Annotated in this window: 13 protein-coding genes and 1 pseudogene; 3 read left to right on the forward strand and 11 right to left on the reverse strand. The window is 41.6% G+C overall.

The window, feature by feature from the left end; all coding sequences use genetic code 11:
- Positions 1-58 precede the first annotated feature (58 nt).
- From ACRWQM_RS16690 to ACRWQM_RS16710, 5 genes and pseudogenes are all read right to left on the reverse strand, one after another.
- Positions 59-652: an FMN-dependent NADH-azoreductase gene (locus ACRWQM_RS16690; protein WP_434927911.1), complete on the reverse strand. Its 594-nt coding sequence runs from the start codon at positions 650-652 to the stop codon at positions 59-61.
- A gap of 161 nt (positions 653-813) precedes the next feature.
- Entirely contained in the window at positions 814-1,329 is a 516-nt protein-coding gene (locus ACRWQM_RS16695) for a thioesterase domain-containing protein (RefSeq protein WP_434930690.1), read from the reverse strand.
- Positions 1,330-1,332: 3 nt separating this feature from the next.
- A complete protein-coding gene (gene dtd / locus ACRWQM_RS16700) occupies positions 1,333-1,770 on the reverse strand; it encodes a D-aminoacyl-tRNA deacylase (RefSeq protein ID WP_434927908.1) in 438 nt (145 codons plus the stop codon).
- A 78-nt stretch (positions 1,771-1,848) separates the two neighbouring features.
- On the reverse strand, positions 1,849-2,784 hold the full coding sequence (locus ACRWQM_RS16705; protein WP_434930691.1) for an alpha/beta fold hydrolase: 936 nt from the start codon (positions 2,782-2,784) through the stop codon (positions 1,849-1,851).
- A gap of 197 nt (positions 2,785-2,981) precedes the next feature.
- A pseudogene (locus ACRWQM_RS16710) lies at positions 2,982-3,821 on the reverse strand (virulence factor BrkB family protein); the annotation flags it as partial.
- A gap of 104 nt (positions 3,822-3,925) precedes the next feature.
- On the opposite strand from ACRWQM_RS16710, the gene ACRWQM_RS16715 reads away from it, so the two are divergent.
- On the forward strand, positions 3,926-4,150 hold the full coding sequence (locus ACRWQM_RS16715) for a hypothetical protein (protein WP_226411773.1): 225 nt from the start codon (positions 3,926-3,928) through the stop codon (positions 4,148-4,150).
- A 32-nt stretch (positions 4,151-4,182) separates the two neighbouring features.
- Complete coding sequence (locus ACRWQM_RS16720; protein WP_434927904.1) at positions 4,183-4,851, forward strand: DUF2959 domain-containing protein; 669 nt, start codon at positions 4,183-4,185, stop codon at positions 4,849-4,851.
- A gap of 111 nt (positions 4,852-4,962) precedes the next feature.
- Here ACRWQM_RS16720 and ACRWQM_RS16725 read toward each other — a convergent pair whose 3' ends face one another.
- The 6 genes from ACRWQM_RS16725 to leuA all read right to left on the reverse strand — a co-directional run bounded on the left by ACRWQM_RS16725 (position 4,963) and on the right by leuA (position 12,191).
- Complete coding sequence (locus ACRWQM_RS16725; RefSeq protein ID WP_434927903.1) at positions 4,963-5,421, reverse strand: Lrp/AsnC family transcriptional regulator; 459 nt, start codon at positions 5,419-5,421, stop codon at positions 4,963-4,965.
- A 241-nt stretch (positions 5,422-5,662) separates the two neighbouring features.
- Positions 5,663-7,267, reverse strand: coding sequence for a diguanylate cyclase domain-containing protein (locus ACRWQM_RS16730; protein ID WP_434930692.1), 1,605 nt, complete (start codon positions 7,265-7,267; stop codon positions 5,663-5,665).
- A gap of 227 nt (positions 7,268-7,494) precedes the next feature.
- Positions 7,495-8,100, reverse strand: a complete 606-nt coding sequence (gene leuD / locus ACRWQM_RS16735) for a 3-isopropylmalate dehydratase small subunit (protein ID WP_434927899.1) — start codon at positions 8,098-8,100, stop codon at positions 7,495-7,497.
- 19 nt (positions 8,101-8,119) lie between these two features.
- A complete protein-coding gene (gene leuC / locus ACRWQM_RS16740) occupies positions 8,120-9,532 on the reverse strand; it encodes a 3-isopropylmalate dehydratase large subunit (protein WP_434930693.1) in 1,413 nt (470 codons plus the stop codon).
- Positions 9,532-10,626, reverse strand: a complete 1,095-nt coding sequence (gene leuB / locus ACRWQM_RS16745; protein WP_434927896.1) for a 3-isopropylmalate dehydrogenase — start codon at positions 10,624-10,626, stop codon at positions 9,532-9,534. The genes leuC and leuB overlap by 1 nt, the downstream gene beginning before the upstream one ends.
- Complete coding sequence (leuA, locus tag ACRWQM_RS16750; protein WP_434927894.1) at positions 10,623-12,191, reverse strand: 2-isopropylmalate synthase; 1,569 nt, start codon at positions 12,189-12,191, stop codon at positions 10,623-10,625. The genes leuB and leuA overlap by 4 nt, the downstream gene beginning before the upstream one ends.
- A gap of 590 nt (positions 12,192-12,781) precedes the next feature.
- Between leuA and ACRWQM_RS16755 the strand changes: the two genes are divergently transcribed.
- The gene (locus ACRWQM_RS16755) at positions 12,782-14,503 is read left to right on the forward strand and encodes a hypothetical protein (RefSeq protein ID WP_434930694.1); all 1,722 of its coding nucleotides are present in this window, start codon (positions 12,782-12,784) and stop codon (positions 14,501-14,503) included.
- Positions 14,504-14,535 lie beyond the last annotated feature (32 nt).

Consider the following 14,535-nt stretch of genomic DNA (forward strand, 5'->3'; position numbering starts at 1 on the left):
GATTGAGTATATTCAATCATGGGCATTTACGGGATTTTTTTAATAAGTAATCGAATAATTACAATGATATTGCTTTTAACGCTTGCTTTGCATTTGTCATTGCTGATGCGGCAATATCTGCGCCCATGTTTAACCCTTCAGCATAAATAACTTCTACATCTGTAATGCCAATAAACGCTAATACTGTGGTTAAATAAGGCACGACATGGTTACTGCCAGCATCTTTATGCATACCGCCACTGGAAGCCACAATCACGGCTTTTTTGCCGGTTAATAATCCCTGTGGCCCTTTATCTGTATAGGTAAATGTCACACCTGCTCTGGCAATAAAATCAATCCAAGCTTTAAGTTGTGTAGGGATCATAAAGTTATACATAGGAGCAGCTAATACTATGGTGTCATTGTGCTGGAGCTCAGCGACTAATTTATCAGATAACGCTAAGGCATCGAGTTGACGCGAAGATAAATTATCGCCACCACGTAAACCATTTGCCAGTTCACCATCTAATACAGGTACTGGGTCTAGTGCCAAATCGCGGGTAGTGATTGCTGCACCTTTATCTTTAAATAACATTGCCAAGTCATCTAATAATACTGATGATTGTGAATGCTCGCCTAAAATACTCGATTTCAACATTAATACTTTGTTCATGATTATTCCTTAAAGTCGTGTCGTCATCTTCAGCACTGGACCCCTGTACGTTCAAACACGTTGAATCGCTGCCTTGATGGAATAACAACAGTATACTTACTAATAAATGGAATAATAGCGGAATAAATCGACACTAAGGTTCTAAAAAATAGAATGAACACCTATTTAGCAGAAGGTAAAGATACATAAACGCCACAAAAACGAGCGCATAATACATCCTGACACCAGAGTTCAACCGTAAGCTCGGCTTTAACTCGCCGCCCTCGTGTCAGCGGTGACAAGTCTAATGCTGGCCAAATCACTCTCGCGGTAGGTTGTTGACGCACTGGCGCAATATAGTTCACCTGCGCATCAGCAAGCACAATGTCACCCGAGACCGAGGCCAACTGCTGTTGCAGCCATACCATGCCCCAACCCGTTAAGGTCATCAAAGTATAAATACTGCCGGCAAACATGGTTTGATGCAGGTTAATATTGGGTGCTAACGGTGCTGTGGTTATTAGCTCACTGATTTTAGATAAAGGCACCTCAGCATGGGAAGCTGCAAGTTCAATATTTGTTGGTAAATTAATCGCATCAGTAAATGACAACACCTCAATCTGCATAAACTGACTGAGCGGAATGGTTTGATACCAGGTGCTCACCAGTTCTTCTATTAGCGGTTGATGCTGAGTCATACTTTATACCTGTAAACTGAAGGTCACTGGGCCATCGTTAATCAAGGATACTTGCATATCAGCACCAAAACGTCCTGTTTGAGTGTCAAGCCCAAGCTCACCACAGTATGCAACAAACGCCTCATACAAAGTATTGGCTTGCTCGGGGGTCGCTGCACCAGAAAAACTGGGGCGTAATCCTTTACCTGTATCTGCTGCCAAAGTGAACTGAGAAACCACCAGCAATTGGCCGCCAACCTGGGATATATTCAAATTCATTTTGCCATTTTCATCGCTAAACACTCGATACTTACTGATCTTGGTGGCCAACTTTTGCATTTTATCAATATCATCTTCACGCTCAACACCTAACAACACCAACAAACCTTGATTAATCTCGCCAGTTGTTTCATCTGCCACAGTCACTTTGGCGTGTTTAACCCTTTGTATCAGTCCAATCATAATGTAATTTCACTCCTTAAAAACGGCTTATAACAGGTATAAATTGGCTGTTCTGCGTTGACTCATATTCGTTATCGTTTAACAAATACTTGCGATACCTTGCATCACTGCACGCAGCATCTTCATATCACTCAAACTATGGTATCCGGACTTTACATGCTCTACCGTTAAATAATGGTGTTGGGCCTTTTGTAAGAAATCCGTCAGTAAATGAGCAGGACACACCCAATCTAACTCGCCTTGAATTAAATGAGTTTTTGCAGAAACTCGCCGCGCTATTTGCTCAAACAACTCAGGTGCAGAAAAATAATGATGCATGGCATGGTGGTGTTCAATATGAGCGATTGAAGTGAGTTCAGGCCCAGTCCCCATAACATGAACTAGCATTGGCGAAGCCAAAGCTTGCTCCCACTGATTCCATGCCCAAATAGCGTGTTGTCTTTGTTGCGGGTCTGATGAGTGTAACAATGTGTCATAAGCAGATAATAACTGTGCTGTATCTTCAATCTGAGCATCTTCTGTTTGTGCATCGGCTGCAGGCTTGAATGCTTGATAAGCATCGATAAAAAATTGTGCCGCGCCATTAGGGCCATATAACCAATCACGTGCTGCTGTATTAGCTAAAAACAAGCCCCAATACACTTGCTCACTTACCCTAGCAGGATATAATCCACTGTATAACCACCCTAGTGTCGCACCATAAGACCCACCCACGATAGCCCATTTTTCGATAGCAAAATACTGTCGCACAACCTCAATATCGTCAATTAAAGCGGGTAAAGTATTAGTACTTAAATCACCACCTTGTGAGCGGCCGCATCCTCGTTGATCAATAAAAAATACGTGTAAGTCTAGGTATTCAAACAAAGTCACGTCACTGGCATGACAACCTGCACCAGGGCCACCATGTAAATACAGCACAGGTTTAGCGCCTAGGCGGCCATATTGCGACACCGAAAGCGTGACACCCTCGCCAACATCAACCATTGCATGGCGAATAAACGCTAAGCTCAAGACGTTGACTTAATCTTTTTGTCAGTCGTTTGCGATGACTGATTTGAATGAGATGACTGAGTTGCCGTACTCTCATCTTCATCGGATGGTTCCAAAATATCTTTTTCAACCACTGAATGAACGATGGAGTTATTGTCAGCAGCAGGCTTATCATCCAGCTCTGGGATCATTTGATGCAGTAATTGAGCAACATGCTGATCTAAATACTCAGGTAATGAAGCGGTAATAACCGCACCCAATAACACTATAATCCAAGAGATATAAACCCAAACAAACAAAATAGGGATAACCGCGAGCGCACCATAAATGGCCTCATAGCTAGGAAATTGAGTAACATAAAAAGCAAAACCTTTTTTACCTGCCTCAAACAATACCGCTGCCACTATAGCGCCCAAAAGCGCATGTAAAAAATGCACTTTTTTATAGGGCACAACCATATACAGCAGCAAAATAGAGGCAACAGAAAATATCATCGGTAACTGTGCCATAAGCCAGGGTAAAAAACCTGAAAGCTCGGTATCGCTCAATAGCTCCAAAGAGGCAAGATAGGAAGAAGCCACAATACTGGCCCCCATTAGCACCGGGCCTAAGGTCAGCACCATCCAATACATAGAAAAAGACACCACATAAGAGCGCTTTTCTGTGACCCGCCAAATACTATTCAACGACTTATCAATGGCAGAAATCAGCATAATGGCAACAAAGACTAAGGCTATAATCCCTACAAAGGTCCCTTTAGAAGCATTACTGACAAACTCATTAATATAAACTTGTACTGTATCTCCGGCTGCGGGCAAAAAGTTCTGATACATAAACCCTTCGATATGCTCTCTAATGCCCTCAAACACCGGAAAAGCCGACAACATCGACATAGTCACCGCGACCATAGGCACCAGTGATAATAACGTTACATAGGTTAAATGCCCGGCGCGAATATTAATTTGGTCTTCATCAAGCCGAGGCTTGAGATGTAATAAGAATTCCCAACTCCCAATAAAAAACTTCTTTAGGGATGCCATAGTGATACGACTGGCCATATTTATCCTTATTCAACAAACGATAGGTAAGATATTCATTGTAATCACCTTTCAACTTCGTACAATGTTATAACAAATGAGATGCAAACCAAAGGAACGAATTTATGTCACAACAAGGATCTGCTGGCAATGTATTAGCCGCTGTCGCGAGTTTATTTTTCCCTGGACTGGGACAATTATTACAAGGTCGATTTTTAGCTGCTATCGCTTTCTTTTGCATTGTAGGTACTGGATACTTTTTTGGGGTACTCATTGTACCCGCTATCATAGGCGCAATATTTCATTTATGGGCCATTATTGATGCTGCAAAGTTTAAGTCTGCTGCGTAACAATCAATAAGAGAAACAATAAGAGAAACCAAATGAAAACCTCAAAAATAATTAACATCGGACTTGCTTTAACGTTAGCAGCAAGCACCCTTTCATTAGGTGGTTGTCAAAGTGCTTATTATGGCGCGATGGAAAAAGTCGGCTATCACAAGCGTGATATTATGGTCGACCGAGTGCAAGATGCAAAAGAGTCACAGGAAGAAGCGCAAGAGCAATTTAGTTCTGCATTAGCTGAAATGCAGGCATTACTGGCATTTGATGGCGGCGATTTAGAAAAAGCCTATAACAAAGCTAAAGACGAATATGAGTCAGCGCAGGCTGCAGCTGATGATGTGAGTAATCGTATAGATAAAGTAGAAGATGTGGCTGAAGCATTATTTGAAGAATGGCAATCTGAAATAGATGAAATCAGCAAGGCCAGTTTACGTCGTAACAGCACTAGCAAACTGAAAGAGACTCAGCGTTCATACAACTCTTTAGTGAAAAGTATGCGCAGAGCTGAAGCTAAAATGCCGCCCATTTTAACTGCGATGAAAGATAATATGCTGTATTTAAAACACAACCTTAATGCGCAGGCTATTGGCGCAATTAAAGGCGAATTCAGCAGCCTACAGACTGACATTTCAAGCTTGATTAAAGAGATGAACAAGTCGATTGCTGAATCTAATGCGTTTATTAAATCAATGGAAACAGCTAGCTAAACAACCTCAGCTCTGGATAATATAATTTTATTTAACAGCTACTTATTGTCTGACACTGACTAAAATGCCGTATTACTATTAGCAGTAATACGGCATTTTAGTCATGTATGTCTACTGCTCTAACGGCAACATAGTGCGGCTAAACACCGGCTTTAACACCACCGTTGAATGAACTTGAGCAACATTATCAATGTTATTGATATTTTGTTTAATCAAACATTCTAAACTCAACAAATCTTTCGCGACAATTTTAAGCATGTAATCATATTCGCCAGTGATCACGGCACATTCCATCACTTGCTTCAGCTTAGTCATCTCTAATTCAAACTTATCCGCTTTAATACTGGTGCAATCAGCCAATCGAACATAGATAAACGCACTGATATTAAGATCGAGTTTTTGCGGATCTAGCTGGGCTTGATAGCCTATAATCACTTTATCTTGTTCCAGCTTTTTCACTCTGCGTAAACAAGGGGTATCAGACATATTCATTTTATCAGCTAAGTCGGCTATTGAAATACGGCCCTGATGCTGCAAAATATCAAGTAACTTTAAGTCTTTTTTATCCATTGTATAGCCTATTATCTTTAAAACTGTTTCTAACAGCCATTAACTTGAACCACAATTATAGGAACCTCTCCCACCACTTGCGGTTGAGAATAACGCACTTCAGATTTATTTGCCGCATAATCTGCATTGGGCCTAATATGTCATCCAGCCACTTGCCCAGCAGCACTAAAGGTGGTGATGATAAATTCACCACGACGGGATCAACTAAGGTAGAACCATTAACTGATTGAGTTAAGTTTGGCTAGCTATCACAAAAAACAGCATCTTGCGCAATAGATATTTGATCTTTGCCATTATGCTTGGCTTTGTACATGGCAATATCTGCTCGGTGAATCAAGCTATCTGTATCCACATCATCTCCATGACACAATGCCACCCCAATACAAGCACCTACAAACAAAGTATGCCCCTCTAATTCATAAGGTAACTTTATAATATCCAATACTTTATTGGCAACAAAGTTAGCGGTTTGCGCCTGGTCTTTGTTGGGCAACAATACAATAAACTCATCGCCGCCGTAGCGGGCAATAATATCACCATGAAACAGATCTCGGCTGACTCTCTTAGCCACCTCATTAAGTAATAAGTCACCAATGCCATGCCCATAGTTATCATTGATCAACTTAAAACCATCAAGATCGATAAATAATAATGAAAAGTGACGCTTTTCGGATAATAAGTTTTGGATCATATCTCTAATCGCCATGCGGTTAGGTAACCCTGTGACCATATCATGATTAGCCAAGTGCAGCGCTTTTGTCTGGGCTTGTGCCAAATCTGCTGTTCTATCAGCTACGCGACGCTCTAACTCATAGCGACTTTTTTTAATCTCTTCAGACATATGGTTAAAACTTTCAAAAAGCTGCACAAACTCTTTGGTTGTTAACCGCGATAAAGGCAGTTTTTTTAAGGTGTTAGGGGCAAAGGTTAAACCATTAGTAGTATCAATTAATAACGCAATCGGACGCGTAATTAACCCAGAGATCCACCACGAAATGACAACGCAAACAATAAAGGCACTAATTGCTAGCGTTAAAATAATGCCGGCTTGTTCATCTGCACGGGCTAATAATTCACTTTTTGGCTGGGGGATCATCACCCCCCATCCTGTGCTCGGTACCACGGTATAGCCGGCTATCATGTCAACCTTTGCCGCCGGAGAATAAAACGCCATAACGCCTGAACCACCCATCATCATATTTTGCACTACACTGATGGCGCTGATGTCTTTACTTTCTTGTTGCCATAACTTATTCGGATGGGCTAATACATTACCTTGTTGATCAACAATAGCAGCATGCCCGCCTTGACCAAATTTAACCGCTGATTGTAATTGTTCGATATAGCTAGAGTGCATAGTGGCGAGCCATATGCGTTTATCATCACTTTGGCGGATCATATATAAGGTCGGCTTGGTAACACCTTTTTTATGGATTGGGGTGAAGCGGCTACGATTAATATCAGTTAAATTAAATGGGTTTAATGAAGAGGTTAACGAGGTAGGCTGTGAGTTTTCAGGACCAAAAATAACCGCTTGTAATTTGCCATGCTGATCAAATTCACCTAATGAAATAACATCGACATCCTGCATCAACTGAATAAATTCTGTTGCTAAGGTTTGCGATACCACTGAATCACTCGCACGAGTAAAAATAGCTAAAGCATCAATGGCATAGCGCTCTAATGCCTGAGAAATATTTTTGGCGAGTAGTAAATGCTTTTCTTCTACCGTCCGATATTCATCTTCAAATACATTATGATTCGACCATACCGCCATAGAAATAATCGGCACTAGCGAGACTAGCACCATCACTAATAATAACGAGCATCTAAAAGATAGTTTCATTAATAACTTGCTCTCATTTAACCCAGCTCCATGTAAGCGAAAAGTCCATTAGCCAAACACAAAAATGAAACACCTTATTCACAAACGCTACAAAATGCAACTAGGCTTAATAAGAGCTTAAAGTTGCGCACTAAAGAAAACTCAATGTAATTAAATGGTATCCAATAAAAAAACCTTCTATTGCTAGAAGGTTTTTAAAAAATTAACCCACCTTTTAGCGGTAAGTTTTATGCATACCAAGCTGGAATATTAGCTTCATAATCGGTGATGCTTTGCTCAAACGACAAGGTTAATCCTATGGCATCTAAACCATTTAGCAATTTATGACGCGCTGATTCAGTAAGACTAAAACTAAACACAGCACCTGTTGGTGAGGTAACTTGCAGCGCTTGTAAATCGACAGTAATTTCAGCACCTTCTTTGGCCGCGACTTCATTCATTAATTGCTGCACTTGATCAGCCGCTAATTTTACCGGTAACAAACCATTGTTAATTGAGTTGCCGTAAAAAATATCAGCAAAACTAGGCGCGATAATCACCCGTAAACCAAAATCCGCTAATGCCCAAGGAGCATGCTCACGGCTTGATCCACAGCCAAAATTTTCTTGGGTGAGTAAAATTGAGGCACCTTTATAACGAGGATGATTTAACACAAACTCAGGATTAGGTTGATCACCTGCATCGTCTAAATAACGCCAATCGTGAAATAAATGAACCCCAAAACCATCTCGGGTCACTTTAGACAAAAATTGCTTTGGAATAATTTGGTCGGTATCAATATTGGCACTATCAATGGTTACCGCTAAACCGGTATGGGCAGTAAATGCTTGCATGTTTCTCTCCTTTATCGGTTTAGTAAGGTTTGCGAATATCAACAAAATGACCGGCTATTGCCGCTGCCGCGGCCATGGCCGGGCTCACTAAGTGAGTACGGCTACCCCGGCCCTGACGACCTTCAAAGTTACGATTGCTGGTTGATGCGCAGCGATCGCCGGCTTCTAAACGGTCATCATTCATGGCTAAACACATCGAACAACCCGGTAAACGCCACTCAAAGCCGGCTTCAATAAATATTTTATCTAAACCTTCAGCTTCTGCCTGCAACTTCACTTGGCCAGAACCCGGCACAACAATAGCCACAACACCTGCCGCCACTTTACGATTTTTAGCGTGTGCGGCAGCGGAACGTAAATCTTCAATGCGCGAATTAGTGCACGAGCCAATAAACACTTTATTGATGGTCACATCGGTCATTTTTGTGCCCGATGTCAGGCCGATATACTCTAATGCCTTAATGATACTGTTGCGCTCAGTGCTATTGGTCTCATCATCTGGATTAGGTACTACGCCATCAATTGCAACCACTTGACCAGGGTTAGTTCCCCAGGTTAACTGCGGCGCAATATCTTTCGCTTCTAGCACTACTTGCGCATCAAACTGGGCATCTAAATCGGTTTTCAATTCAGACCAAGCGGCAACCGCCTTCTCCCAATCTTGGCCTTTTGGTGTAAATTCGCGCCCTTTTAAGTAGTCAAAAGTAGTTTGATCAGGTGCTACCATGCCAGCTTTTGCGCCCATTTCAATGGCCATATTACATAAGGTCATACGGCCTTCCATGGATAATGCGGCAATTGCATCACCACAAAATTCGACCACATAACCTGTGCCACCGTCCATGCCAAGCTTACCAATAATGGCTAATACGATATCTTTAGCTGTCACGCCGTCAGTGACACTGCCACGCACTTCTACTCGCATGGTTTTGGCTTTTAATTGACGTAAGGTTTGTGTCGCCAATACATGCTCAACTTCAGAGGTACCAATACCAAATGCCAGTGCGCCAAACGCACCATGTGTAGCAGTATGCGAGTCACCACAGACAATAACACTGCCAGGTAATGTAATACCTAACTCAGGCCCCATTACATGCACAATACCTTGGTTGGGATGATGAATATCATATAAGCGCACACCAAAGTCTTTACAGTTTTGCGCTAGAGTTTCAACTTGAATGCGTGCCATTGGGCTTAGCGCATCAAGGCTGGCACTTTTAGTTGAAGTGTTGTGATCCATGGTGGCAAAAGTTTTTTCTGGTGCGCGTAATTTACGTCCCGCAACCTTTAAGCCACTAAACGCTTGCGGTGATGTCACTTCATGCACTAAATGACGATCCACATAAATAATTGGCGCCTCAGCTTCTGGGCTGGCGACTATGTGTGCATCCCATACTTTTTCGTACAATGTTTTTGCGCTAGTTTGCATCATTAGACACCTTCCTTAATAGCATTAGCGATGAAGTCACCCATTTGCTTAGTCGATTTGGCTTGGTCGCGCTTCTCTGCTGTTAATAACTCGCCGGTTAAATAGCCCGCCGACAATGCTTTACTTACGGCACGCTCAATGGCGGTTGCCGCGGCTTCTTCTTTAAAGCTGTGACGTAGCATTAATGCTGCAGATAAAATTTGCGCTACTGGGTTGGCAATACCAAGCCCTGCAATGTCTGGCGCACTGCCACCAGCGGGTTCAAACAAACCAAAACCTGTGCTGTTCATGCTGGCCGATGATAATAGACCCATAGAACCGGTTAACATGGCGATTTCATCAGAGATAATGTCACCAAAAAGGTTTGAACATAACATCACATCGAACTCATTTGGGCGACGTAACAATTGCATGGTCGCATTATCAATATAGATATGTTCCAGCTCAACATCTGGGAAATCGATCGCAACTTCTTCAACCACTTGACGCCATAATACCGAGCACGCTAGCACGTTGGCTTTATCGACCGAGGTGACTTTATTTTTGCGACCGCGCGCCGCTTCAAATGCGATACGGGCAATACGGCTAATTTCGCGGCGGCTATAACGCATAGTGTCAAATGCTTCTTCATCATCCCCTTCGCCCTGGCGCCCTTTTGGCTTGCCAAAGTAAATGCCACCGGTTAGCTCACGCACGCACAACACGTCAAAACCACGGGCTGATATGTCACTACGTAATGGTGACATATGCTCTAAGCCATTGTGTAATTTTGCAGGACGTAGATTACAAAACAATTCAAAGTGACCACGAAGCGGTAATAATGCACCGCGCTCAGGTTGGTCGTTAGGCGGTAGTTTTTCCCACTTTGGACCACCAACGCTACCAAATAAAATCGCATCGGCGGCTTCACAGCCTTTTAATGTGGCATCGGGTAATGGGCAGCCATGATTATCAATCGCAATGCCGCCTACATCATATTCGGTGTATTTAATATCGAGGTTAAAGCGTGCTTCGACTTCGACAAGCACTTTACGTGCTTCAGCCATCACTTCAGGACCGATACCATCACCCGACAATACTGCTACTTGATAACTCATACGCCACCTAACTCCCTATCTTTATGAATCTGTTGTTTAAAATCAGCCACTTTATCGGCACGATAAGTTAAGTTCATCACATGCACTAACGCTTGCGCTGACGACTCAACTACGTCGGTAGCCAAACCAACGCCGTGGAAGTTTTGGCCATTATATTTGGCGGTAATATCCACTTGCCCTAATGCGTTTTGGCCTTCACCTTTAGCACCTAATTTATAGCTAGTAATATTTATCTCACGCCCAGTTGCTCGGGCAATCGCGTTGTATGCTGCATCAACTGGACCGTTACCTGTGGCAGCTTCCGTTTTTTGCTCGCCATCAACCATAATACGAATAGTGGCTGTCGCCACACCTTCGGTTGAATCTGAATGCACCATCATGTGTTGTAATTCATAGTTATCATCATCTTGAGCTCGTGATTCCATAAACACTAAGGCTTCAAGGTCATAATCAAATACTTGGCCTTTTTTATCGGCTAATTTTAAGAACTGATCGTACAAACTGTCCATATCATAATCAGTCGTCAAATAACCCATTTCTTCCATGCGATGCTTAATCACATGACGGCCTGAACGCGAGGTCATATTCAAATTATTACGATTTAAGCCAATGCTTTCTGGGGTCATAATTTCGTAAGTATTTTTGGCTTTTAACATGCCATCCTGGTGAATACCTGACGAATGTGAAAAGGCATTCGCACCAACAATCGCTTTATTGGCCTGAATAGGCATATTACATAACTGGCTAACCAAACTTGAAGTACGATAAATCTCTTTGGCGTTAATGCCACATTCTAGATCTAATAAGCCTTTGCGAGTCGATAAAATCATCGCGATTTCTTCAAGAGAACAGTTACCTGCACGCTCACCAATACCATTAATAGTACACTCAATCTGACGAGCCCCCATTTCAACGGCGGTAATCGAATTGGCAACCGACAATCCTAAGTCGTCGTGGCAATGCACTGAAATTACCGCTTGATCGATATTAGGGACGCGATTAAACAAGGTCTGAATAATGCCGCCGAATTCACTTGGGATGGTATAGCCGACGGTGTCCGGGATATTAATGGTGCGCGCACCCGCAGTAATTGCCGCTTCAACCATACGACATAAATTATCAATCGGTGTACGGCCGGCATCTTCACAGGAAAACTCAACATCATCGGTAAATTTACGCGCATATTTAACCGCGTTAACGGCCATTTCTAGCACATCATCAAAGCTGCGTTTTAATTTGCTTTCAACATGAATAGTTGAAGTAGAAATAAAGGTATGAATACGGAACTGCTCTGCCACAGATAAGGCTTGAGCTGCTGCATCAATGTCTTTTTCTAGGGCACGTGCTAGCGCACAGACACGACTGTTTTTAATGGTTTGGGCAATAGTTTGTACCGACTTGAAATCACCAGGTGATGAAATAGGAAACCCTACTTCCATGACATCTACACCAAGACGTTCTAATGCTAATGCGATTTGAAGTTTTTCTTTCACCGTCAAACTGGCCGCCAAAGCCTGCTCACCATCTCTTAATGTGGTATCAAAAATTATGACTCTATCAGACATCGACTTTACTCCATTTTTGCCTTTGCTTTTTAAACTAAATCGGCAATTGCTTCTCGGTAATTAATACATTTTCAAATGCGTATAAACAAAAAACCCCGCGACATCATGCGCGGGGTTTGTGATTGGTGAGAAAATTAATTCACATTCAGCACAACAGGCTCCGCGCAGTTTCTGCGAATGAGGAGAAGGAGCCCTAGAAGTACGTTAGTGTTATTCATAATTTTTAAATATCTATTCTATTTTTACAGTTATCAAATTTTCTCTTGGGTTAATAATTACCTTGGCAACGCCTCAGTGTCAACCCCCTTTTTACTAAGTTGAATAATATGAGTGACAATTAAAATGAATAATCATTGAATAAATAGCGTAATAAATTGAGCTATCTCATTGTTTCACTTCTAACTTAGTCACTAATTTTGTGCATTATTTAGCGTGAAATCGGTATACTCAACACTACTCAGACATCTTTTTAACAGTCCCTATAGGTCATCATGTTTTTGTTGCAGCGGTTTATACGTGTGTATTGCTTATTTATCACAGGATCACTGATACTGATTACTGCAGCATTATCCTTAAACAGCAACACAGCTTTGGCTGCAACTTACCCACCCGCACTAACTCATGCTGATTATCAGCTTAAAACGAAAACAGAAAAGCTCGATTACATCGATTGGCTGTCACCACAGTATCCAGCCCAGGCTAAAAAACTGATTGATGAACTTGATTCTTTGCATCAAGCAACGCCTTTTTCTGACCGTCATTATTTGAGATTACATTTGTTAAGTTGTTTTAATCTGATTAATTTGGGTTTAAATTCACAAGCCATTAAAGTAGCCAAAGTTGGCGTCGATATGGCTCAAAAAATGCGTATAGATTTAGCCAAACCCTATTTTCTGGCCTGTGAAGCAAGTGCATTGGATTTTGAGGGGGAACAAATTCTGGCCGCACTCGTCAATGAGGAATCGATTAAATTAGCTCAGCTATATAACCAGCCTCAAGCATTAGTTCAGGGCTTAATGACTAGAAGTACCAGAAATAATACTAATGAAACCTTCTCACAAGCATCTGAAGATATCAAAGTCGCCATAGACTTATATCCTGTTGCCAAAACTCAAACTCCTTCATGGTACATGCTGCCCGAACCATACTTGGCACTAGTAATGAGTAATTTAATGTACTCTTCTGGTGATTTATTAGCTGCATTAGCCTATGCAAAAGAAGCACAAGCCTCACATCAGGCTAATGGTGTGATTGCCACCGCAGTGGGGTTTTACTTGGCACGAATTTCTATCTCTTCAGGTGATTTAAAATCTGCAGAGCACTATTTAGCGTTAACTAAAACCCTGTCACCTGAACCAGATAACTTAAATAACCAAGCTAATTTTAATGCCCAAACGGCTTATATCGAACTGCACCTGGGTCATTTACTCTCAGCAGAAACCGCTATTGAAAAAAGCATCAAGCATTTTATCAATACTAATGACAATATTAAATTAATGCGGGCTAAACGTACTTTAGCAATGATTTATTTCGCTCAAGATAAAAACCAGCAAGCGTTATCGCTAATGGATCAAAATATTGCCCAAGCCAATGATAATAATCAATTTTTTGATCTAGTAGAGTTTCATCAAATTCTAAGTCAACATTACAGCAGCAACAATCAATATAAATTAGCGTTTCATCAGCAAGAACTTAAATATGCTGCAAGTCAAAAGGCCAGTGAAAAACTGACTAATACACGCATTGCGCAGCTCAAGGCTAATCGCGAACCCATTGAAAATATTACCCAACAAATAGACCCATCATCGTTAACCTTTCAAGCACAAAATATCGCGCTATTAAGTTTAGCTATTTTTATTTTATTGGCATCGTTTATTTTCTTCATCTCTCGCAAGCCTAAAACTGAACTCAACTTGAGAAATAATGACGACCCATTACAGCAAATAGATGCAATGTTAAGCTTAGCGAAGCAGAGCCATAATCCGCTTACATTGTTGCTCCTGGACACCATCAATATGCGTGATGTGGATATTGCGATAGTACAAGGAGCAATGCAGCAAGTCTTACGAGAGCAAGATAAAATTTTGCGCCAAAAAAGCAACCAAATAGCTGTATTACTGCCCTTCACATCCGATGAAGGCGCTACAAGAGTAGTTAATCAACTTGCGATTACTATTCAGCCATATCAATCAATTAAAGTTAACTTTGGCATTGCCAGCCTGCAGCAGCTGGACAACCTTGATAGCTTAATTAAACGTGCAGAATTAAATCAGCTAGGCAATTTACAGAAGTGGCACCAAAGTAGTAAATAAAATACTAAACAAACTGGATTAGAGGTAATGGC

This window comes from Shewanella sp. HL-SH5 (assembly GCF_051163755.1).
In the GTDB taxonomy this organism is placed as follows: domain Bacteria; phylum Pseudomonadota; class Gammaproteobacteria; order Enterobacterales; family Shewanellaceae; genus Shewanella; species Shewanella glacialimarina.